Annotated in this window: 25 protein-coding genes and 1 pseudogene; all 26 read left to right on the top strand. The window is 41.9% G+C overall.

What is annotated here, in order from left to right; genetic code table 11:
- Positions 1-517: 517 nt before the first annotated feature.
- The 26 genes and pseudogenes from IQ219_RS03700 to IQ219_RS03820 all read left to right on the top strand — a co-directional run bounded on the left by IQ219_RS03700 (position 518) and on the right by IQ219_RS03820 (position 21,622).
- Positions 518-1,267, top strand: coding sequence for a Uma2 family endonuclease (locus IQ219_RS03700; protein WP_194071756.1), 750 nt, complete (start codon positions 518-520; stop codon positions 1,265-1,267).
- 62 nt (positions 1,268-1,329) lie between these two features.
- Positions 1,330-2,118, top strand: a complete 789-nt coding sequence (locus IQ219_RS03705) for a Uma2 family endonuclease (RefSeq protein WP_194071757.1) — start codon at positions 1,330-1,332, stop codon at positions 2,116-2,118.
- 48 nt (positions 2,119-2,166) lie between these two features.
- Positions 2,167-2,997 carry an ABC transporter permease gene (locus tag IQ219_RS03710; RefSeq protein WP_194071758.1) on the top strand — a complete coding sequence of 277 codons (831 nt, stop codon included), beginning with the start codon at positions 2,167-2,169 and terminating at the stop codon, positions 2,995-2,997.
- Between the two features lie 176 nt (positions 2,998-3,173).
- On the top strand, positions 3,174-3,869 hold the full coding sequence (locus tag IQ219_RS03715; RefSeq protein ID WP_194071759.1) for a PD-(D/E)XK nuclease family protein: 696 nt from the start codon (positions 3,174-3,176) through the stop codon (positions 3,867-3,869).
- Between the two features lie 241 nt (positions 3,870-4,110).
- Complete coding sequence (locus tag IQ219_RS03720) at positions 4,111-4,602, top strand: hypothetical protein (RefSeq protein ID WP_194071779.1); 492 nt, start codon at positions 4,111-4,113, stop codon at positions 4,600-4,602.
- Between the two features lie 414 nt (positions 4,603-5,016).
- Positions 5,017-5,463: a DUF29 domain-containing protein gene (locus IQ219_RS03725; RefSeq protein ID WP_194071760.1), complete on the top strand. Its 447-nt coding sequence runs from the start codon at positions 5,017-5,019 to the stop codon at positions 5,461-5,463.
- 131 nt (positions 5,464-5,594) lie between these two features.
- Positions 5,595-5,702, top strand: coding sequence for an ATP-binding cassette domain-containing protein (locus IQ219_RS03730; RefSeq protein WP_368667561.1), 108 nt, complete (start codon positions 5,595-5,597; stop codon positions 5,700-5,702).
- Positions 5,703-5,736: 34 nt separating this feature from the next.
- Positions 5,737-6,189 (top strand): DUF29 domain-containing protein, encoded by a 453-nt coding sequence (locus tag IQ219_RS03735; RefSeq protein ID WP_194071761.1) that lies wholly within the window; start codon positions 5,737-5,739, stop codon positions 6,187-6,189.
- 404 nt (positions 6,190-6,593) lie between these two features.
- The gene (locus tag IQ219_RS03740; protein WP_194071762.1) at positions 6,594-7,565 is read left to right on the top strand and encodes an NAD-dependent epimerase; all 972 of its coding nucleotides are present in this window, start codon (positions 6,594-6,596) and stop codon (positions 7,563-7,565) included.
- Between the two features lie 125 nt (positions 7,566-7,690).
- Complete coding sequence (locus tag IQ219_RS03745) at positions 7,691-8,965, top strand: ABC transporter ATP-binding protein (RefSeq protein WP_194071763.1); 1,275 nt, start codon at positions 7,691-7,693, stop codon at positions 8,963-8,965.
- Positions 8,962-9,795 (top strand): FkbM family methyltransferase, encoded by an 834-nt coding sequence (locus IQ219_RS03750; RefSeq protein ID WP_194071764.1) that lies wholly within the window; start codon positions 8,962-8,964, stop codon positions 9,793-9,795. The genes IQ219_RS03745 and IQ219_RS03750 overlap by 4 nt, the downstream gene beginning before the upstream one ends.
- Positions 9,796-9,993: 198 nt before the next feature.
- Positions 9,994-10,263, top strand: a complete 270-nt coding sequence (locus tag IQ219_RS03755; protein WP_194071765.1) for a hypothetical protein — start codon at positions 9,994-9,996, stop codon at positions 10,261-10,263.
- 14 nt (positions 10,264-10,277) lie between these two features.
- Positions 10,278-10,670 carry a type II toxin-antitoxin system VapC family toxin gene (locus IQ219_RS03760; protein WP_194071766.1) on the top strand — a complete coding sequence of 131 codons (393 nt, stop codon included), beginning with the start codon at positions 10,278-10,280 and terminating at the stop codon, positions 10,668-10,670.
- Positions 10,671-10,978: 308 nt separating this feature from the next.
- Positions 10,979-11,542: a Uma2 family endonuclease gene (locus IQ219_RS03765; RefSeq protein WP_194071767.1), complete on the top strand. Its 564-nt coding sequence runs from the start codon at positions 10,979-10,981 to the stop codon at positions 11,540-11,542.
- Between the two features lie 138 nt (positions 11,543-11,680).
- Positions 11,681-12,580 carry a glycosyltransferase family 2 protein gene (locus IQ219_RS03770; protein WP_228016696.1) on the top strand — a complete coding sequence of 300 codons (900 nt, stop codon included), beginning with the start codon at positions 11,681-11,683 and terminating at the stop codon, positions 12,578-12,580.
- Positions 12,581-12,736: 156 nt separating this feature from the next.
- Positions 12,737-13,051: a hypothetical protein gene (locus IQ219_RS03775; protein ID WP_194071769.1), complete on the top strand. Its 315-nt coding sequence runs from the start codon at positions 12,737-12,739 to the stop codon at positions 13,049-13,051.
- Between the two features lie 45 nt (positions 13,052-13,096).
- A pseudogene (locus IQ219_RS20490) lies at positions 13,097-13,498 on the top strand (methyltransferase domain-containing protein); the annotation flags it as partial.
- 10 nt (positions 13,499-13,508) lie between these two features.
- Complete coding sequence (locus IQ219_RS03780) at positions 13,509-14,615, top strand: glycosyltransferase family 1 protein (RefSeq protein ID WP_194071770.1); 1,107 nt, start codon at positions 13,509-13,511, stop codon at positions 14,613-14,615.
- Positions 14,616-14,670: 55 nt separating this feature from the next.
- Positions 14,671-15,621, top strand: a complete 951-nt coding sequence (locus tag IQ219_RS03785) for a GDP-mannose 4,6-dehydratase (RefSeq protein ID WP_194071771.1) — start codon at positions 14,671-14,673, stop codon at positions 15,619-15,621.
- 219 nt (positions 15,622-15,840) lie between these two features.
- Positions 15,841-16,515: a PD-(D/E)XK nuclease family protein gene (locus tag IQ219_RS03790; protein ID WP_194071772.1), complete on the top strand. Its 675-nt coding sequence runs from the start codon at positions 15,841-15,843 to the stop codon at positions 16,513-16,515.
- A 486-nt stretch (positions 16,516-17,001) separates the two neighbouring features.
- A complete protein-coding gene (locus IQ219_RS03795; protein WP_194071773.1) occupies positions 17,002-17,229 on the top strand; it encodes a type II toxin-antitoxin system HicB family antitoxin in 228 nt (75 codons plus the stop codon).
- A 139-nt stretch (positions 17,230-17,368) separates the two neighbouring features.
- Entirely contained in the window at positions 17,369-17,929 is a 561-nt protein-coding gene (locus IQ219_RS03800) for a hypothetical protein (RefSeq protein ID WP_194071774.1), read from the top strand.
- Positions 17,930-18,084: 155 nt separating this feature from the next.
- Entirely contained in the window at positions 18,085-18,519 is a 435-nt protein-coding gene (locus IQ219_RS03805; protein WP_194071775.1) for a DUF29 domain-containing protein, read from the top strand.
- A gap of 59 nt (positions 18,520-18,578) precedes the next feature.
- Positions 18,579-19,052 (top strand): DUF29 domain-containing protein, encoded by a 474-nt coding sequence (locus IQ219_RS03810; protein ID WP_194071776.1) that lies wholly within the window; start codon positions 18,579-18,581, stop codon positions 19,050-19,052.
- A 51-nt stretch (positions 19,053-19,103) separates the two neighbouring features.
- Positions 19,104-20,075, top strand: a complete 972-nt coding sequence (locus IQ219_RS03815) for a glycosyltransferase family 2 protein (RefSeq protein ID WP_194071777.1) — start codon at positions 19,104-19,106, stop codon at positions 20,073-20,075.
- Between the two features lie 353 nt (positions 20,076-20,428).
- On the top strand, positions 20,429-21,622 hold the full coding sequence (locus IQ219_RS03820) for a glycosyltransferase family 4 protein (RefSeq protein WP_194071778.1): 1,194 nt from the start codon (positions 20,429-20,431) through the stop codon (positions 21,620-21,622).
- Positions 21,623-21,747: the final 125 nt, after the last annotated feature.

Raw genomic sequence — 21,747 nt, forward strand, 5'->3', positions numbered from 1 at the left:
GTCTCCATAGTCTTGATCCTTCACACTTAAGTATTGAGAAAGAAAAGTTGATAATATTCCTTTTCTGCCCCACCTGGACAAAACGGGGTCAATAAATTAGATTGAACTGTAATCAGGCTTATTTAGCCGCCGACCGATCTTTCGGAAGTAAAGGCTTGGTCTGACTGGTAAATCCTCTGCTTTCCATGGCGGAAGGAAGCCTTGATATAACCCCCCGAAAAGGCTAAACAGTTTTTTCGGTCACAAAAACAATTGAATCTTCATTTTTCCGCCCTAGCCGGAGCCTCGACGGTCCCACGGATCTCGGTTTCGTCTGACGTATTCTTAGAAAAGACTAAGAACGTATGCAGGATTCGTGCGGCCAGAAATAGGGAATTCAACCAGTGAAAAGTTGATAATTTCATCCCATGGGCGGTTAAGGGAAAAGATAGAGCTGTAAATGTCCGGTTTTCGCCTAGCCTGGGGCAAGCCATTATGATGGAAGCCAGCCCTTCTCCACCAGCATTCGGAGGACAACATGTCAGCAATAACGGCCCAGGAACTGGAAGCACAAATGCCCGATGCCACTAAGTTATTGAGTGATGAACCGGAGATGGAAAGTTCTTTGCACTATATGCAACTGCTCTTGCTGGTCACTAGTCTGGAGTGGGCGTGGCGTCAGAGGGATGATTTTTTCATTGGTGCTAACCTAACCATTTACTTCAGTCGGCAACAACTCAAACAGCGGGACTTTCGGGGCCCCGATTTTTTCCTGGTGAAAAATACCACTGGGCACCCCCGTAGTTCCTGGGTGGTGTGGGAAGAGGACGGCCGCTACCCAGACTTGATTATCGAATTACTTTCCGAATCCACCGCGAAGGTGGATAGAACCACCAAATTGGACCTTTATGCCACCAGGTTCCACACCCCTGAATATTTTTATTTTTCCCCTGAAACCCTGGAATTTGCCGGTTTTAGATTGAATTTCAACCAATACTCCCCAATTACCCCCAATGAACAGGGTTGGTTATGGAGTGAGGCGTTGGGCTTTTTTCTTGGCATCCACCATGGTCAATTGCGCTATTTTTCGCTGGAGGGAATGTTGGTAGCTACCCCCGAGGAGGCGGCCCAACAGGAAATGTTCCGGGCTGACCAGGCCATGGCAATAGCAGAGCAAGAAACCCAGAGGGCAAATCAAGAAACTCAAAGGGCGGATCAAGAAAAATCCAGGGCCGATCGCCTAGCGGCCAAATTAAAGGAGTTGGGGCTAGACCCCGATGAAGCCTAAGGACAAAGGAGAAAAAGGCGATCGCCTATAATTGAGCCTATTATTGAACGGGCTATGGCACTATGTATCAGAGTTCTCCCCCCCTTTCTCCTCGGGAAACCCTACCCACCATGTACGATCTGCCCAGTGAAGATCCGGAGGAGCCCGGCTTGCCCGACGAATTCCATTTATTGCAACCAGAACTGTTGCGCCAGACCTTCCTGCCCCCTAGTTATGAAGCGGCGGATTTTTTCACCGCCAGTGACCTGAATCTTTACTACGACGTTCACCATCCCCAGTGGTATAAGCGCCCGGATTGGTTTGGGGTGTTGGGGGTGTCCCGTTTATATGACCAGCGGGACTTGCGCCTCAGTTATGTGATCTGGCAAGAGGGCATTGCCCCTCTGGTGGTGGTGGAATTGCTCTCCCCAGGCACGGAAAAAGAAGACCTGGGCCGGAGTTTGCGGGATGCCAGTCAGCCCCCCAATAAATGGACAGTCTATGAGCAAATTCTGCGTATTCCCTATTATTTTGTGTTTGATCGCTATACTGACGAGCTCCAGGCTTTCGGTTTAGTGCAGGGGATTTACCAACCGCTGGTGCTGGAGGAGCCGGGCATCTGGCTGGCAAAGGCGCAGTTGGGACTAGGGTTATGGCGGGGTACGTATCAGGGCATAAACCGGCTTTGGCTGCGGTGGTACGACAAGCACCATCACTGGATCTTGACCCCAGCGGAACAGGAAGCTCAACGGGCAGAACAGGAAGCCCAACGGGCGGCAAGGGAGGCTCAACGGGCAGACCAAGAAAAGTCCAGGGCCGATCGCCTAGCGGCCAAATTAAGGGAGTTGGGGCTAGACCCCGATAAAGTCTAATAATGGCCATTGGTCTGACCCCAGGGCACGAGAAATTTACCGAAAAGTATGAGTACTTCCCCCCCAGAACTAATTATTGAAGCAGGACGTACCGAGCGTCAGTATTGGCAAGACCTATGGCGCTACCGGGAGTTGTTTTACACCCTGGCTTGGCGGGACATTGCAGTGCGCTATAAACAAACGGCGATCGGTGTGGCCTGGGCCCTCATTCGACCGTTTCTGACCATGGTGGTGTTTACGGTGGTATTTGGTAAGTTAGCCAATTTGCCTTCGGAGGGGGTGCCCTATCCCATTCTGGTGTTTGCGGGGATGTTGCCCTGGCAGTTTTTTTCCACTTCCCTCAGTGCGGCCAGCGATAGCCTGATTGCCAATGCCAATTTAATTTCTAAGGTGTATTTTCCCCGGTTGGTGGTGCCCACCAGTGCAGTGGTTACCAGTTTTGTCGATTTTTTAATTGCTGGGATAATTATGCTCGGGTTAATGGCTTGGTACAATTTCGTTCCCAGTTGGCACGTTATTACCCTACCGTTATTTATTTTGATTGCTTTTATGGCTTCCATGGGAGCAGGGTTATGGCTTTGTTCTCTCAATGTCAAGTACCGGGATTTTCGTTACATTGTGCCGTTCATTGTCCAATTTGGTCTGTACATTTCCCCGGTGGGCTTCAGCAGTAATGTGGTGCCGGAAAGGTGGCGATTGCTCTATTCCATTAACCCGATGGTGAGTGTGATCGATGGTTTTCGTTGGGCCATTTTGGGGGGAGAATCGACTCTGTTTTTACCGGGGTTTTTGTTGTCCTTACTCTTGGTAATAATTATTTTTGTGACGGGTATTCTCTATTTTCGCAAAGTGGAACGAACCTTTGCCGATGTGATCTAACTAAACCATTTTCCCAACTGTTGCTACAGCAATTGGCGAATGAAACTTCCTGGTTCAAAATGCCCGAAGAGCAAAGCCCTAAAATTAATACCCCAGCGGACTTTGACTGTGTGAAATTTTCACCGTGGCGCAGTGATTACAATAATAAGGAAACTGTGCCGGGGCAGTGAGTTATTATGACGGAAGCAGAAATCAGAGCCTTAATCCAGAGGGAGTTACCCAGGGCGATCGCCGAAGAACCGGCCCTGCGGGATTTTGTCTTGCGGACGGTGTCGGAATACTACACCCCTAGGACAGAGTTCGATCTGAAATTTGACCGGGTTCTGGACGAATTACAGCGCGATCGGGAAGAGCAGGCCCGCAAATGGGATGAGCAAAACCATAAATGGGAGGAAAACACCCAGCGTCTGGACAGATTGGAAGTGCAGAACAGTGCCACCCTGGCAGAAATTCAGAAGGCTAATCGTCGTTATGAAAGTACCATCGGGGCTTTAGGGTCCCGTTGGGGTCTTTATTCGGAGGCCAGTTTCCGCAACGGGTTAAAAGCGATTTTGGAAGAATCCTTTGGAGTGGAGGTGCTCAATCTTAATGAGTATGACCACGACGGCATGGTCTTTGGCAGACCGGACCAGGTGGAAATTGATGTGATTATCAAAAATGGGGTCACCATTCTGTGTGAAATTAAGTCCTCCATGAGTAAATCCGATATGTATATTTTTGACCGCAAGGCAACTTTTTACGAACAACGACACCAGCGACAAGTTACGAGGAAAATTGTCATGTCCCCCATGGTGGATGAGCGAGCTAAGCCAGTGGCAGAAGCATTGGGTATTGAGATGTATAGCTACAGTGATCAGGTTCAAGAAATTTAAACTTTTTGGGTTTACTAGAATCCATTGTTTTGGCTTTGCTGTTAATGGCTATTGTCTTTTCGAGATTCCAGGACCAAAGCCAACGGGCATTAAGGGAGGCTCTGGCCCTGCTAGCGGAATATGGGGACCTCTTCTCCTAAGGGCGATCGCCAGGAGACCTAGCATTTAAAATAGAATTATCTTTCCCTTGCCCTCGATGTGGTTAAACTTCCTGGCACTATTGCCCGCCACTGTTTTGACGGTGTTACTGATTGCCATTGCTTTTTTGAGGTTCTATGACCAAACCGATTTTGAATTCCTCGGATACATCACCCAGCCCCGACAATGGAGCAATGGATTCACTGTGGCAGCCCTCCTGGCTACATTGGCTAATTTCGGCGTTGAGTGGAACCGTCGAAATCGAGAAACAAACCGCTTGGCTCAAGAAGCACAACGAAGAACTGAGGAAGAGCAACGCAGAAATGAAGCGGAAGAACGAAGAACTGAGGAAGAGCAACGCAGAATTCGAGAAGAGCAACGCAGAATTCGAGAAGAACAACGCAGAATGGCTCAGGAAAGAGCAGATGAATCTCGAAGAGCTGAGGAGAGAGAACGCCAAATTGCACGAACTAGAATTGAAACTCGATGCCGTATTGCCGAAATACAGTTCCAGCTTGACCCCTCCGACGGAAACCGACGGGCATTAAGGGAGGCTCTGGCCCTGCTAGCGGAATATGGGGACCTGTTCTCCTAAGGGCGATCGCCCTGTAGGTCAACCATTACAACAATCGATATTGCACCGGGAACGCTCTATGACCTCTCTGTGGGGCAAGGGCCTGTGTCGGCACAACGTTTTGAAGTTTTTCAAGTCCTCAATGATTTAAATCTAAGCTTAGAATTTCCTTAAAAGCGGAAACGCTATACGGCACTGTGGGATGTGTTGGCGGAAAAGGCCCGGTCTCTAGGGCAAATTTTTAGTCGTAATGGCCACCGAGAAGATCCCACCCATGGGTCGTTTTGGCCTTTTAAAGGATGTGTTTTTTGAGATTAAGCAGGGCGATCTCGCAGAGATCTGCTCCGCGGTGCGCCTAGGGATTATTAGCTACAATGGGGCAAGAAAATTAATACTGTTAAAAGTTCCCAAGACAAACGGAAACAGAAACCTGCCATGAACACAATTAATGCACTCTACGATCAAGATTATTTTCTTTGGCTTCAAGAGACTTATAGGATGCTTGAGAGCAATAAAATTGAGCAGTTGGATCTAGAACATTTAAAGGAGGAAATTCTAGGTTTGGGTAATGAACAAAGACGAAAAGTTGATAGTTACCTGCGTCAGTTGCTCATTCATTTATTGTTGTATCAATATTGGCATACCGAGAAAAATCTTTGTGCAAAGGGTTGGCAAAATGAAATTGATAATTTTCGGTTTGAGCTGGAGTTATTGTTAAAGTCTAAAACTTTATATAATTATTTCTTGCAAGAAATTGAGGAAATTTATATCAAGGCTAGGCGACAGGCGATTAAAAAGAGTGAATTACCCGCTAATCTTTTTCCAAAAAGTTGTCCATTTTCTGCCGAGGCTCTACTTGATCCAGAGTTTCTGCCGGATTGAGGCCAGGGCAAATATCCGAAAAATGCTTGCATCTGTTGACAATTCAGTTAATGTATTAACGACACTAGCCAATCTAATGAGATTAAGCAGGGTGATCTCGCAGAGATCCGCTACGCGGTGCGCCTGGGATTATTGGTCGTAATGGGGCAGGCAAGTCAAAGCTATTAAAGATCCTCAGCCGGATTACGGAACCGACGGAGGGGCGTATTATTAGGCGATCGCCCTTAAAAGATTGCTAAAATAGTTTTCTAAGTTGACAATTTAATTAATGTTATGACTTCTCAAATTTCCACTAAAAATCTCTATGAGAGTGACTATGTAGCTTGGCTAGATGCTACTCTTATTCAATTAAAAAACCATGATGTACAATATCTCGACTGGAAAAATTTAACTGAGGAGATTGAAGCGTTGGGGCGGGAACAGCGGCATAAAGTTGAAAGTCACTTACTCCGGTTATTAATTCACTTATTAATTTATCAATACTGGCATTCTGAAAAGTCATGGTCAGGGAATGGCTGGGAAAAAGAAATTGATAACTTTCGTTTGGAGCTAGACTTATTGCTTGAATCAAAAGTTCTTGCTAATTATCTAACAATGATTCTGGAAAAAGATTACCAAAAAGCCCGTAAAAGTGCCATTCGTAAATCAAAGTTATCCCCAGATACTTTTCCTCTACATTGCCCCTATACCATTGAACAAATCTTAGACCCTGATTGGTTACCCTAGGGGAAAGTTTCAGGTGATTTTAATATCATCATTGCCGACTCTAATGAACCACTATATAAGTTTATGAGTAGTAGACTGGATTGGGCTTTTGAACAGTTGGAGGAAAACTGTATGTTAGTGGGGATAATTTTCAAGATGGTCGACAGTGGGAGGATGGGTTGAGGAAAGTTTATTCTTAAATATGGTTTGCTCCGAAGGAGCGCCGTTTTGTTTTTTCTTGGTAAGCAATCGCCCGTTAGGCTGAGCAATTAGAAATTTTATGGCAGATACGGTTATTCGGGTTGAAAATTTAGGTAAGAAGTACGTCATTGGCCATCAAAGGCAGGAACGCTATAGGTTGCTGCGGGATAGATTTATAAGGAAAATGTTGTCAGTTTGGGCAATGAAAAATGACGCAAAACTGTATGAGTAAAATTTTAGTGACGGGGGCGGCGGGGTTTATTGGTTTTCATTTATGCCGACGTTTATTGGCCGATGGCAAGGTCGTTACGGGCCTGGATAATCTCAATGATTATTATGATGTGGCCCTTAAGGAAGCCCGTTTGGAGCAATTACAGACACAGCCAAATTTTAGCTTTACGAAACTTGATCTAGCTGATCGCCAAGGTATGGCGGAGTTGTTTGTCCGGGAAAAGCCAGAGTTAGTGGTGCATTTAGCGGCCCAGGCGGGGGTGAGACATTCTCTTCAGAATCCCCATGCCTATGTGGACAGTAATTTGGTGGGGTTTGTCAATGTGTTGGAGGGCTGTCGCCATCATTCGGTCAACCATTTGGTCTATGCGTCGTCCAGTTCGGTGTATGGAGCGAATCAAAAAATTCCCTTTGCGGTGACGGATAATGTGGACCAGCCGGTGAGTTTATATGCGGCTACGAAAAGGGCCAATGAGTTGATGGCCCATACCTATAGCCATCTTTATGGGCTACCGACGACGGGACTGCGTTTCTTTACGGTCTATGGCCCTTGGGGACGGCCCGATATGGCTTATTTTTCTTTTACTAAGGCAATTTTGGCGGGGGAACCGATTAAGGTGTTTAATCACGGCCAGATGCGGCGGGATTTTACCTATATTGATGACGTAATTGAGGGGCTGGTGCGGGTGCTTGGCCATGCTCCCCACCCTGAATCAGTGGCACCCCATCGTCTTTACAACATTGGCAACCATAATCCGGTTAACTTGGGGGATTTTATTGCTATTTTGGAGCAATGTTTGGGAAAAACGGCGGAAAAGGTGTTTTTGCCGATGCAACCAGGGGATGTGCCGGAAACCTATGCTGATGTGACGGACTTGATGGCAGATGTGGGCTTTTCCCCGACCACTCCTTTGGCTGTGGGTTTGGACAAGTTCACCAGTTGGTATCGGAGGTTTTATGGTTGATGATGCTCTTCCTCAGCAGGTCATACAGTGTTACATGTTTGTTGAATCGTATTGTTTACCTCGATGAACGATTATCGAGGAGCTTTGTCGGATAAGTTGTTTTATTGCAGTTTTGTTTGGTTTTTATGTCTGATACGGTTATTCGGGTTGAAAATTTAGGCAAGAAGTACGTCATTGGTCACCAAAAGCAGGAACGCTATACGGCGCTGCGGGATGTGTTGGCGGAAAAGGCCCGGTCTTTGGGGCAAATTTTTAGTCGTAATGGCCACCGGGAAGATCCCACCCATGAGGAATTCTGGGCTTTAAAGGATGTGTCTTTTGAGATTAAGCAGGGCGATCGGGTAGGGATTATTGGTCGTAATGGGGCGGGGAAGTCAACGCTGTTAAAGATTCTCAGCCGGATTACGGAGCCGACGGAGGGACGGATTTCGATTAAGGGGCGGGTGGCGAGTTTGTTGGAGGTGGGAACGGGGTTCCATCCTGAGCTGACGGGGCGGGAGAATATTTACCTGAATGGAGCGATCTTGGGGATGAGTAAGCGGGAGATTCGTCGCAAGTTTGATGAGATTGTGGATTTTGCGGAAGTGGAAAAATTTTTGGATACGCCAGTGAAGCGGTATTCTTCGGGGATGTATGTGCGGTTGGCGTTTGCGGTGGCGGCCCATTTAGAGCCGGAGATTTTGATTGTGGATGAGGTGTTGGCGGTGGGGGATGCTCAGTTTCAGAAGAAGTGTTTGGGGAAGATGGAGGATGTTAGCCAGGAGGGAAGAACGGTTTTGTTTGTTAGCCACAGTATGGCGACAATTCAGAAGATGTGTTGTAGTGGAATTTTGCTATCACAAGGGAAAGTAAAGGTAACAGGGGATGTAAATAAGGTTACTGAAAAATATTTAGATGATATTATTTTGTATGGCCAATCAATTTCACTTAAAGAAAGAAAAGATAGAGGAGGGAGCGGGAGAATAAGGATCGTTGATTTTCAGATACTAGATATGAATGATATACAACAAAATATTTTGAGATCTGGGCATGACTACAAATTTGTCATCTATTATGAAAAATCAGAAGAAATTTTAGAATTTCACGAAGTAGTAGGAAGTATTGCCATAGTTGATAATACATCACAAATTATTTGGTTGGTTCGTTCTAGTTTCACCAATGATAACTTCTCTGTTGTTAATCAGACCGGCCAAATAGAATGTCATGTAAACGACTTTAATCTAACCGAAGGAAATTATAATACCATATTATTTCTTTCATATCGAGATTCTGAAGTTTTAGATTCTATTCAGTACGCAAAAGAATTGCGAGTCGAAGCTGGTATTTTTTTTGGAACAGGATCTGCTGGCTTACCTTCTCACTGTAAAACCTTAACAAGAGCTAAATGGAAAGTAGTATGAAAAAAATCGTTAAGTATGCAACTCGACAATTTCTAAATCGTGTTTTAGGTACAAATAGAGTGAAATCTATTATTAAAACAACAGCAAAAATAGCGGGAATAGATTTATTGTCACTTGCCTATGACAACATGGGTATTTTGAAATACTGGAACGACGAAGTGTCGGGCGAATCATTTGTCATTAATTCATTTCTTAAGGAACGCTTTCAAGACAGAAAAGATTTGATTTTATTCGATATTGGTGCCAACGTTGGTACGTACTCACTGGAACTATGTAAAACTTTCCCTGAAGCTTCAATTTATGCTTTTGAGCCTAATCCAAATACATTCGATATTTTGTCTCAAAAATTAACTAATACAGACACAAAAGTAAATAAGATTGGATTTGGATCTAGCAGTAGTAGACAAAAAATTTATACTTATTTTGATGATCCTGTTAGCTCTCATGCAAGCCTGTACAAAGATGTTTTAACAGAATTACATCATGCCAATGAAGTTTTAGAGATTGAATTTGAGATAAGAACTATTGATGATTTTTGTAAAATGAACACGATAGACTACATTGATTTTCTTAAGATTGATACAGAAGGCCATGAGCTTGAAGTTTTAATAGGAGCTAAGAGTATGTTGTCTAATGGAAAAATAGAGGTTATCCAATTTGAGTTTAATGAAATGAATGTTGTGTCAAGAACTTTTCTAAAAGATTTTTATGATATTCTCTCAAATTATGATTTATGTAGGTTAGACTCGAATAAATTAATTCCATTGTTTAAATATGAATCTAGAAATGAAATATTTCAGTTTCAAAACTTTTTGGCTACTCGCAGGTAAGTCAAACAAAAAAACAGCTTATCGTCCAAGCAGTTGATTAATTCCCCTACAAAAAATCAAGAACAGAAGTCCGAAGTTTGATCTCCGAGTTACGGAAAGTGGGGATTGATGGCTTTATGGCGATCGGCTAGTCCAAACCGATTAAGCCGAGTACAATCAATTTAGCCCCTCTAATTTCCTCATTGAATCTAAAAAACGATGAAAGCCCTTACCCTACAAGGTATTTCTAGCGACCTATACAATTGGCTAAAACAGCAGGCTGAGTCCCATCAGCAGTCAATCAATGATGAAGTGATTACCCTGCTAGAAAATTTCTGGAGCGAAAGTGATCATCACCCAGAACTGAATTCAGATGAGAAATTTGCGGCCATTATGGAAATTAGTCGTCGCTGTAGTGCCTTACCTCAATTGGATACGAGAAGTCCTAACGACATTGTTGGCTATGACAAAAATGGTTTGCCGACTTAAAGAAGAATCTGTCAATGGTAATAGACACCTCTGCCCTGGTCTGTATCTTCCTCGCCGAACCTGAAGCCGAATTCTATGCCCGACTATTAGCCGATCTCTCGGAGAAGGTAATATCAGCGGCAAATTGGTTTGAGACGATGATGGTCGTCAGTTCTCGACTCGGTGAAATTGGTGTTCAAGAAATAGAACAATTGCTCGAATTAACTAGCATCAAAATCATCGCTGTTGATGGCAAAATGGCGCAGATCGCCTTCGATGCTTGGCTTACATACGGCAAAGGTCGGCATCCCGCAGGCTTGAACTTTGGTAACTGCTTCGCTTATGCCCTGGCAAAATCACGGGACGAAGCTTTGTTATTTAAAGGAGACGATTTTTCCAAAACAGACTTAACGTCCGCCATAGAGTAAGTTTGATAATCGCAAAGATTTACTACCGATCCATCAAATGTTTTGTTGAGGCTGATCTTGAATATAGCAAAGGCGATCGCCATCCCATTCTAGTATGTAGTCCCATTAAATGCCGGTAGGTCTGTGTCATGCCTTGCTCAGTGTGAATAACACTACGATGATCTTACAAAGATTCGCTACTTGGTGGGCAAGTGAGCCTATTTTTTATTTTGTGACTGGTCAGTTTTATTGGGTGTAAAGTTAAAAAAAGGCGATCGCCTAAATGAGGAAATTGTTAAAACGAGTTTACTCCCCTAGTGTGGACTACTATGGCTACCGTTTTAGATCTTCAGCCAATTGGTTCGTTAAATCGAGAGCAGTTTTATCAGCTCTGTGAAAGTAACCCTGACCTGATCTTAGAAAGAGATCCCCTAGGAAAGCTCATTATCATGTCCCCAGTTGGGGGTGAAAGCGGTGCCCAAGAAGCAAGTCTTATTTTTAAAGTGTCTCTCTGGAATCATCAAAGTCAACTCGGCATTGTTTTTAGTTCTTCAACAATATTTAGTTTGCCCCAGGGCGGCGATCGTTCTCCCGATGTAGCTTGGGTTTCATTATTAAGGTGGGAACAACTAACTCCAGAAGAGCGAGAAAATTTCCCCCCAATTTGCCCTGATTTTGTCATTGAATTGAGATCAAAAAGTGACCAACTAAAACCCTTACAAAATAAAATGTTAGAGTATCTAGCGTCCGGCTTAAAATTAGGTTGGTTAATCAATTTACAACAAAAACAAGTGGAAATCTACCGCCCGAATCAACCTGTTGAAATAGTCTTGTTGCCTGCGTATTTATCCGGGGAAAATGTTTTGCCTGGGCTTAGTATCGCCCTAGACTAGGTAGTAAGTAATCACCCTTAGTCACGACTTTCCTCTTGATGTATGCTTGATACCCCAGTAATTTTCCTCATCTTTCGTCGCCCCGACCTAACGGCCCAGGTGTTTGAGCAAATACGCCTAGCAAAACCTCGAAAACTATTGGTAGTAGCCGATGGCCCGCGCAACGAAGCAGAGGCAGTTCTCTGTCAGCAGGCCAGGGAAGTGACTGAACAGATAGATTGGGAATGCGAGGTCTTGAGAAACTATTCAGATGTCAACCTAGGCTGTCGTCAACGGGTCAGTAGTGGACTGGATTGGGCTTTTGAGCAGGTGGAAGAAGCTATTATTTTGGAAGATGACTGTTTGCCCCATCCAGATTTTTTTAGATATTGCCAGGAGCTATTAGCTTATTATCGAGAGGATGAAAGAGTGTGGTGTATTAGTGGGGATAACTTCCAAGACGGCCAATGCCGGGGCGACGGGAGCTATTATTTTTCTAACTACAATCACTGCTGGGGCTGGGCCACTTGGCGGAGATGTTGGCGTAAGTACGATCACCGAATGATCAACTGGCCAGCATTTAAACAAAATGATTACCTCAAGACCATTTTAGATAACACACTTGAGGTGAAATATTGGCAAGACATTTTTGATCACCTATATGAAACAGGAAAACCTAATACCTGGGATTATCCTTGGACGTTTACCTGTTGGCAAAATGGCGGGCTAACGGCTTTACCCAATGTTAACTTGATTTCAAACATTGGATTTAGAGCTGATGGAACCCATACTTTAGGGGAATCAAAATTTGCTAATTTACCAGTTCAGGATCTTGACGAGATTCGTCATCCATCTTTTTTAGTACGCGATCAAACTGCTGATGAATATACTTTTGATGATCATTTTGGAGGTAAAGCCATAAGAGAAGCTAAGACTTTTTCTGGTAAACTCCGGTCAAAAATTTCAACGACAAAGCGAAGAGTAAAGCGTTTATTGACTGATCCCGTCGGTCTATTTTCTGCGTTTCGTCGTAAAATTTTAGAGAGGGTTACAGTCTAGATGTATTGTCAACCAATCGATAGGGGAAAGTTACATTAACAGCACGGCGTAACTTATTTTTTACAAAAATACTCTTGGCGGCTTGAAAAAATTCAAGAAATAGAATCTTCAATAAAAGAAAACAATATATCTTTGTGCCCCATTTCAAAATCTCTCATGCGTCCAGTTTTTAAAGCAAACATCCTGGGCAAGTACTCAGTGACATATTACTACTGCGAAGAGACAGGAATCCTGCAAACAGAGAAACCTTATTGGTTAGAAAAGGTTTATAGATCGGCAATTGCTGATACAGATACGGGTATAATGCAAAGAAATATTTCCAATAGCCATTTATTAGAATTCCTTTTACAACTTTTATTTAGAGGAAAAGGTCAATTTCTAGGTGTGTCTGGTGGATATGGTATTCTCGCGAGACTAATGAGAGACAAAGGATTTGATTTTTATACAACTGATAAATACTGCTCAAATTAATTTGCCAAGCATTTTGAGCCTGAAGCAAATTTTAAAGCTGAAGCTCTTTGCGCTTTTGAAATTTTAGAACATATCGAAAATCCTAAAGAATTTTTAGAAGAAATATTTGAAAAATATAGCTGTAAAAATTTAATATTTTCTACACTGACGTTTAATCATAATAAAATACCTTCTAATAATTGGTGGTATTTTTCCTTTGAAACTGGACAACATATAACTGTCTATCAACCTCGGACACTAGATAAACTGGCAAATAGCCTAGGGCTTAATTACTATATGCTAAGTCAAGGTTTGCATATCATTACTGATAGGAAGCTTTCATCTATTGAAAAGTTAATTATTTTCAATTCCCGAATAAATTCAATTTACACAAAATTTATTCGACGTAAACGTAGGGGATTTAGCAAAACCTGGGAAGATCATTGCAGAATAAAAAACTTAATCTAAAAAAACCAAAATGACTAAAATATTTTACGATGGTTTAATTTATGCAGCATACTCCAAGCAATCAGGGGGAATTAGTCGATACTTTGATAACTTAATTAGTCGATTGCCTGATGATTTTTATCCTGGTTTGACCACAGGCAGAGAAAAAACAGGTAGCCATCCCACCCATCCTAATCTTCGATTGTATCGTTTTGATCTAAGATTTCGTCCGGGTAGAATTTGCAATTGGTTAAAAAAAGAATACTTCCAGTATATTTTTGAGAGATATAAACCTCAGCTTGTGCATCCTACCTACTATAATCTGCTAACGGAGCGGGAAATTAAAGATTACAATATTCCCGTTGTAATTACAGTTTATGACATGATTCATGAACTTTTTCCAAATCTAATAGATTCTGAAGGAGCAGCAAAACAACTTAAGCAGAAAGCAATTTTTTCTGCTGATTCTATACTTTGTATTTCCGAAAGTACAAAAAAAGATCTGCTTGAACTATATCCTTCCCTAGAAGATCGTACCAAAGTTACCTACTTGGCCACCGAGTTTAGTGAAGATTATATTGATGCTCATGCTTCAGTGCCGACGCAACCTTACTTTCTATATGTTGGAGCTAGAGGAACATATAAAAACTTTGATCAGTTCTTACTAGCATTTAGCCAAGTTATTAGTAAACCTAATTACTCCGATTTATTACTTTGTGTCGTTGGCTCTCCTTTTAATGATCAAGAAAAAGTACGCCTTGAATCCTTAAATTTATCTAAAAATGTCATACATTACGGTAGAGCTACTGACGGACAGCTAGCTAAGCTTTATAGCTGTAGTATTGCCTTTGTTTATCCTTCTCTTTATGAAGGATTTGGCATTCCACCTTTGGAAGCTATGGCCTGTGGCACTATTGTAGTTGGAGCTAATGTATCTAGTATCCCTGAAGTAATAGGGAATGCTGGTTTGTTATTTGATCCTAAATCTACAAATGAGTTAGTTGATCAACTTCTATTTGTTTTGGAAAATCCCATACAAAAGGATAACCTAATTCAAAAAGGCAAACAGCAAGTAAAAAAATTTAGCTGGAACAAAACTGCCCAAGAAACGGTTGAAATTTATCGTTCTCTCTTATAGCAGGAATAAATATTGAAAAAATTACCTGTTGTTGTACAAGTGAAGTAAAACAAATATGAAAAAAGCATTAATTTGTGGCATTTCTGGACAAGATGGTGCTTATCTAGCTAAACTGCTTTTAGCAAAAGGATATAAAGTGTATGGCACATCACGAGACGCTCAACTTTCTTCATTTCGGAACCTGGTGCGCTTAGGAATTAAAGATCAGGTAAATCTCTGTTCGATGGCGCTAACAGACTTTCGGAGCGTGCTACAAATTATCTCAAAGACAGAGCCTGATGAAGTGTACAATCTCGCAGGACAGACATCGGTAGGATTATCATTTGAACAACCAGTCGAAGCTCTAGACAGTATTACAATAGGGACTTTGAACCTCCTTGAGGTAATTCGATTTTTAGATTGCCCGATTCGATTTTTTAACGCCGGATCCACAGAGTCTTTTGGAGATACAGGAGAAACAGTAGCATATGAAGCAACACCATTTCGCCCGCGGAGTCCCTATGGTGTAGCTAAAGCAGCCGCTTTTTGGGAAGTAGTAAATTACCGAGAAGCCTATGGAATATTTGCTTGCTCAGGCATTTTATCGAATCATGACTCCCCATTGCGACCAGAACGTTTCGTTACTCAAAAGATTGTTTCAGCAGCACAGCGCATTGCAAATGGCAGTAATGAAGTTTTAAGGCTAGGAAATACGTCAATCCAGCGAGATTGGGGTTGGGCTCCGGAGTATGTGGAGGCGATATATTTGATGATGCAACAGTCGCAAGCAGATGACTTTGTGATCGCGACAGGAACAAGCACGAGTTTAAATGAATTTGTGAAAAAAGCATTCGAGTTGAGGGGACTTGATTGGCACGCTCATGTAGAGACAGATGAGGACTTATTTAGGCCGACGGATATTGCGGTTAGTCGAGTGAATCCAGCAAAAATCAATCGCAAATTAGGGTGGAAAGCTAAGTTTGGAGTAAAGGAAGTTATTGAGGCAATGATGGACGTGAAAGTTTGAAGTCAACCGCCTGAAAATCACATGGCGACTTGTGCTAGAAAAGATGAATTTATAAAGATGCGTCTAGAAAGGCGATCGCCTCGCCTGAGTAGCTCATAATAAATATAATCAATTTGTCTTAAATTTAAGGAAGTCTGAAAATGGCGATCGCCCAGGGCTATGATGTGGGTTCAACAATTCGTCCATCAGAAACTTTCAAAGTTGATGTAACATTTAACCATGCAACAGTCGGAAGTCATTAGCCTCATTCAGCAAGAACTCCCCAAGCTCATTGCCCAAGAGCCTTTGGTGAGAGACTTTATCCTGCGTACCGTTTCCGAATATTACGCTGGTAAACAAGAAACAGAAAGTAAATTTGACCGTATCTTGGCAGAGCTACAACGAGATCGCGAGGAACAAGCCCATAAATGGAACGAACAGAACCGTAAATGGGATGAACAGAACCGTAAATGGGATGAACAGTTGGCGGAAATTCGGCGGCTGGATAAACGCTTTGATAGTACAATTGGGGCTTTAGGTTCCCGTTGGGGACTATACTCCGAAGCCAGTTTCCGTAATGCCCTCAAGGGAATTTTAGGAGAATCCTTTGGCGTGGAGGTGATTAATCTGACCCTATACGACCAGGAAGGGGATGTCTTTGGCCGCCCTGACCAAGTTGAAATTGATCTGATTATTAAAAATGGTCTGACCATTGCCTGCGAAATAAAATCCTCTATCGATAAAGCTGGTATGTATAGCTTTGGGCGCAAGGCAGACTTCTATGCAAAGCGTGAAAATCGAGAAATTAATCGTAAAATTGTGATCTCGCCGATGGTGGATAACCGCGCCCTACCTGTAGCTGAAGCCCTGGGAATTGAAATCTATAGCTATGCAGACGCAGTGGATGGTCTTTAGAACGAGTAATCTGAGTTATTTGAGAACAATCTGTTTTTTGAGCATAACAAACTCCCTATTATTGCCCTTGCTCCCGAAAGCATTAATCAATTTGCCAAAAATCTCTAAAAAAAGGCGATCGCCTAGTCTGAGTAGTTTGCAGTAGGTATAATCATTTTGTTCTAAATTTAGGGGGTCTGAAAATGGCGGATTTAGAAAGGCGATCGCCATAATAATACAGTAGACAATTAATTTTTTTCGATGCCTAAACCATCTCCACAGCTTTTGCAAGTAGCCTAGCCCACGAAAACTCTCCCCATTAATCAATCTAATATTTCAGATAGTGCGACGATGACAAACACATTTTCAGTAGGGAAGCCATTCAATCTGGGTTCATGACAAAATACCAGAATTACCTATTACCATTGCAGGCAAAGATGGCGATGGTGCTAAAATTTATTTAGAAAGACAAGTTAAGCAGAGATTAAAAAAGTTAGAGGAATTACAATGATTGAGCATTACAGCATGGTAATTGTCTGGTCAGAGGAAGATAATTGTTATTTAGTTCATCTTCCCGACTTTCCTTTTCAACAATTTCATACCCACGGCGATACCTATGAAGAAGCCGCCAGACGAGGGCAAGAAGTTATTGATAGCTATTTAGAACTTTATGAGATAGAAAATAAACCCGTGCCGATACCCAAACCATCTTCACAGCTTTTACAAGTAGCCTAGTCCCTGAAAATTTCCCCCATTAACCAATCAGATGTTTCAGGTGGTGCGACGAGTCTGTAAATGGCAATAAACGGCGATCGCCTCCGATGGCCTATGGGCTAGGGCTAAACTAAAGGAAACAAATCGAGAGAAAAAACAAATGGCTACCACCGCTGATGAAGTTTGGCAACTTTTGGGGGAATTAATTGCATCTCAAAAGGAGACTGATCGCCGTATGCAGGAAACAGATCGCCGTATGCAAGAGACCGATCGACAAATTAGAGCTGTCAACAAAGAATTGGGAGAATTAGGCAATCGCCTAGGGGAATTTGTGGAATGGCAGGTGCGCCCGGCGGCGGTAAAATTATTTCGGGAGCGGGGCATTGCAGTGCGGGAATTATCCCGGGATGTTTCGGTTGATAATGGTGAGGAAGGAATAGAGGTGGACTTATTGGTGGTAGATACTACCCAGGCCGTGGCGATCGAAGTTAAAAGTAAACTGACCCAAAGAGATGTGGATGAACACCTAGAGCGGCTGGGTAAATTTAAGCGCTTATTGCCCCGCTATCAAAATATTCAACTACTGGGGGCAGTGGCGGCAATGGTGGCTCCATCGGAAATAGCTCGCTATGCCTATCGTCAAGGTTTATTTGTAATTACCCAATCTGGGGAAGATTTGATTATTCTCAATGATGCCAAATTTCAACCCAAAGCCTGGTAAGACCAAAGGCGATCGCCTCGGAAGTCACCCATGACAATGAAATAAGTATCCATTACTATTCTAGAGTTGTCGTTGATCAGGGTCGATAATTTTTCAGATTTCAGGGCAGAATCAATAAAATAACACTAAAGCCTAAAGTTTTGGGGGCTCAAATAATGCAGAATCAATCCCTGTATGAACAAGATTTTTACACCTGGACGAAGGAACAAGCGCAAGCCTTGGCCCAGCATCAAGCGGAATGTTTAGACTGGAAAAATTTGGCGGAGGAGCTGGCAGATTTGGGAAATCGTCATTACGACCAGTTAAGCTCTCGTCTAGCGGTTTTAATCGGTCATCTGTTGAAATGGAAGTATCAACCGGAACGTCAAGGTAGTTCCTGGCGAGCGACGATTCGGGAACAACGACGTAAGATTGACCGTTTACTGCATAAAAACCCAGGTTTAAAGGGTCGCTGGCAGGAGGCTTGGGAGGAAGCTTGGTTAGATGGTCGGGATTTGGCGATTCGGGAAACGGGGCTGGATGAGTCTATTTTTCCAGAAACGCCCTGTTTTGACGCTGAACAAGTTCGAGATGAACGTTATTGGCCTTAACTTCCTCGCCATGATAATAATATCGTGGCAACTTCCCTACTGCTGCTCACTGATAATTTATGACTAATTCTTCACTATATGGCAAAGATTTTTCTACCTGGCTAGAACAACAAATTGTTGCTTTACAAAGTCGGGATGAGTGCAATCTTGACTGGGAACATTTGGCAGAGGAGTTGGTTTTAATGGGGATTAGCGAACGTAACCAACTAAAGAGTCGTTTGGCCGTTTTATTAGCTCACTTGCTCAAATGGCATTACCATCCGAATAAGCGCTCCATCAGTTGGTTTACCACCATCGCCAATCAGCGAGATGATATAGAGGACTTATTGAAGGACAATCCAGGCTTAAAACAGTATATTCCCGGTTTGTTAGGGAAGGCCTATCGCAATGCTCGTCGGGATGCAGCGGCAGAAACCGGGTTAGCCCTTAAAACTTTTCCTGATGGCTGTCCCTACAGCTTGGTTCAAGTTCTAGATCCTGGTTTCCTGTGCGATACTACTGATGATTTTACAAATGCCATGGGTAATTATTAACTCGATTCAGCCTGGCGATCGCCGTTAGAAAAATTTATAAGAAAACAAAAAATGCGTTGCCCCCATTTAAATGAGTTGCCACCGCCCCCCGAAGGAAAAACAGGCTGGCCCTGGACGGAAGCCAGCGATCTTTTGTCGCAAAAAATGCCAGATAGTTCCGATTGGCCCAGAATTAGCATTGTTACCCCCAGCTATAACCAAGGTCAGTTTATAGAAGAAACTATCCGCTCGGTATTGCTACAAGGTTACCCAAATTTGGAATACATTATCATCGATGGTGGTAGTACTGATAATTCTGTTGAGATTATAAAAAAATATGAGCCTTGGTTAGCCTATTGGGTTAGTGAAAAAGATCGAGGACAAAGCCATGCCATTAACAAGGGGTTAGATATCGCCAGTGGAGATATATTATGCTGGTTGAATAGCGATGATTACTTTCTCATAAATGCTTTGAAGGCGATTAGTACTAACGCTGTAAATATAAATAGCTCCAAATTTTGGTTGGTTGGGAAAGGATTCGAAAAGATTGAAAACCAGGACAATGTTTATTTTTATTCTCCCTGTCAAAATCCAACAATAATTGCCGAAGAAGAATTATGTTGGAACAATGTAATTACACAACCTGCTGTATTTTGGTCAAGAAAATTAAATTATCGTTTGAATGAATCCTTACATTATGCACTTGATTGGAATCTTTGGAATGAATTTATTAAAGAAATACCTCCCAAAATGCTTGATGATTATATAGCAGTTAGTCGAGTATATGGCACAACAAAGTGTAAGACTGGAAAAAGCAAATTCGCAGACGAATTATATTACGTTGCGAAAAAACATGGGGGATCTCCCCTTCGGGCTTTTCTGTATAGATATGCTCTATGGGAACCTCAATATAGAGGCGCGGGGAAACCATTATCTATATACACATTTTTGCCAAAGATTTGGAGAAAGATAGGCTGCCTTGTCGTCAAAGTTCTTTTTGGTAAACAGGCAGTGCAAAAATACACTTGGTATTTTTGTGCCTAGAATCAATACTTATATGACAGGCACTGGTTCGCTAATGAAGGAAGGTTGAAAATCGACGCTGGGTAAGGAGTTCATGGATTGTAAGCGGACGGCTACAGTATCCTGTAAAGATCTTACTGTACCACTTGAATACTGCAGCCGTTGTGCTATGGCTTCTTGTGTAGTGACGGGAGAAATTTTTGCAAGAAAAATCATTGACAGGTTGCATAAATCCAATGTAGCTTTTAGGGGATCTCTTATTTGCATGGAAAAATCGTCAGAGAATTGCCAAATATATTCAAGAAAAATTGCCCAGTGTGAAAGAAAGAGCAAAAGACAATTTTCGCTTAATCATTAACAGTTGAAATTAAAAAATGAAAAAAGTATTAATAATTTCCCCTGTTCATACTCATCCCGTCTATGCTGGTAATAGTGAGAGAATTTATCGTTTTATGCTAGCTCTCAGAAAAATTGGTTGTGAAGTATGCTTTTTGCATCTTCCCTTTTCTCAATTATTTGGAAAATATGATGAATCAACTATGCAAAAGAATTGGGGAGAAGACTATATTTCTTTCCCCTACAACTATCCAAGAACTGTTTTTGAAGTTGGCCTTTGGGTTGTGTTTAATAGATTTGTAAGAAGATTAGCTTCCTTACTTCAGTTACGCTATAGACCAATTTTTTTAATCGATGAATGGTACGACAATAGAGTCAATCAATTTTTACAAAAGCTTAATAATGAAAAAAGATTTGATACTGTTATTGTCGAGTATGTTTTTTTTTCTAAAGCGTTAGAAAATTTTGATAGCTCAACCATAAAAATAATTGATACCCATGATGTTTTTACGGATAGGCACAAGTTACTTATATCCAACCAGCAGTCACCATCTTTCTTTTACACCAATTCATTTAATGAAAATAAAGGATTAAATAGAGCTGATAAAGTCATTGCAATTCAAAAAAACGAGCAAATATTTTTTAAAAATACTTTAGGACTGAATAATAAGATTTATACTATCAGTCATTTTCCGGAATTAGAATATATTTTTAATTCAGATGTGGAAAATAACATTGCTTACTTTAGCTCTAGTAATCCAATTAATTTAAAGAGCTTCAGTAACTTTTTAAAAACAATTTTTCCTTCTATCAAAGATAAAATTGCTAATGTGAATTTATTAGTTGGTGGTAGTATTTGCGATCATTTAGAAGAAAATCAGAGCTACAAAAAGCTAGGTAAAATTGATGACAAAAAGGATTTTTACAAAAAGGCAACTGTGGTTATTAATCCAATGTTATTTGGTACAGGGATAAAAATTAAAACTGTTGAGAGTTTGGGATACGGCATGCCTTTAGTTACGACATCTGCAGGTGCCGATGGTCTTGAAGATAAGGTCAATAAAGCATTTCTTGTCGCTGATAACAGCGAGGAATTTGCCCAGAATGTTATTAAGATTTTATTGGAGAAGAAGTTTCGTCTTGATTTATCACAAATGGCTTTCCAGTTTGCAGAAGAAATCAATTCAGCAAATATCAGTAATCTTAAGTCTTTATTAGAAATAAATGATTAGTAAATAGAAATGAATATCTTATTTTTTTCTTACTATAATCCCCTTGGCAAGGGAGGATTTGAAAAGCAAGCAATGGGTTTAATGAGAACTCTTGCTAGACAAGGACATCAAATAGCCTGTTTAAC

It is taken from the genome of Synechocystis sp. LEGE 06083 (assembly GCF_015207725.1).
GTDB classification, from domain to species: domain Bacteria; phylum Cyanobacteriota; class Cyanobacteriia; order Cyanobacteriales; family Microcystaceae; genus Synechocystis; species Synechocystis salina.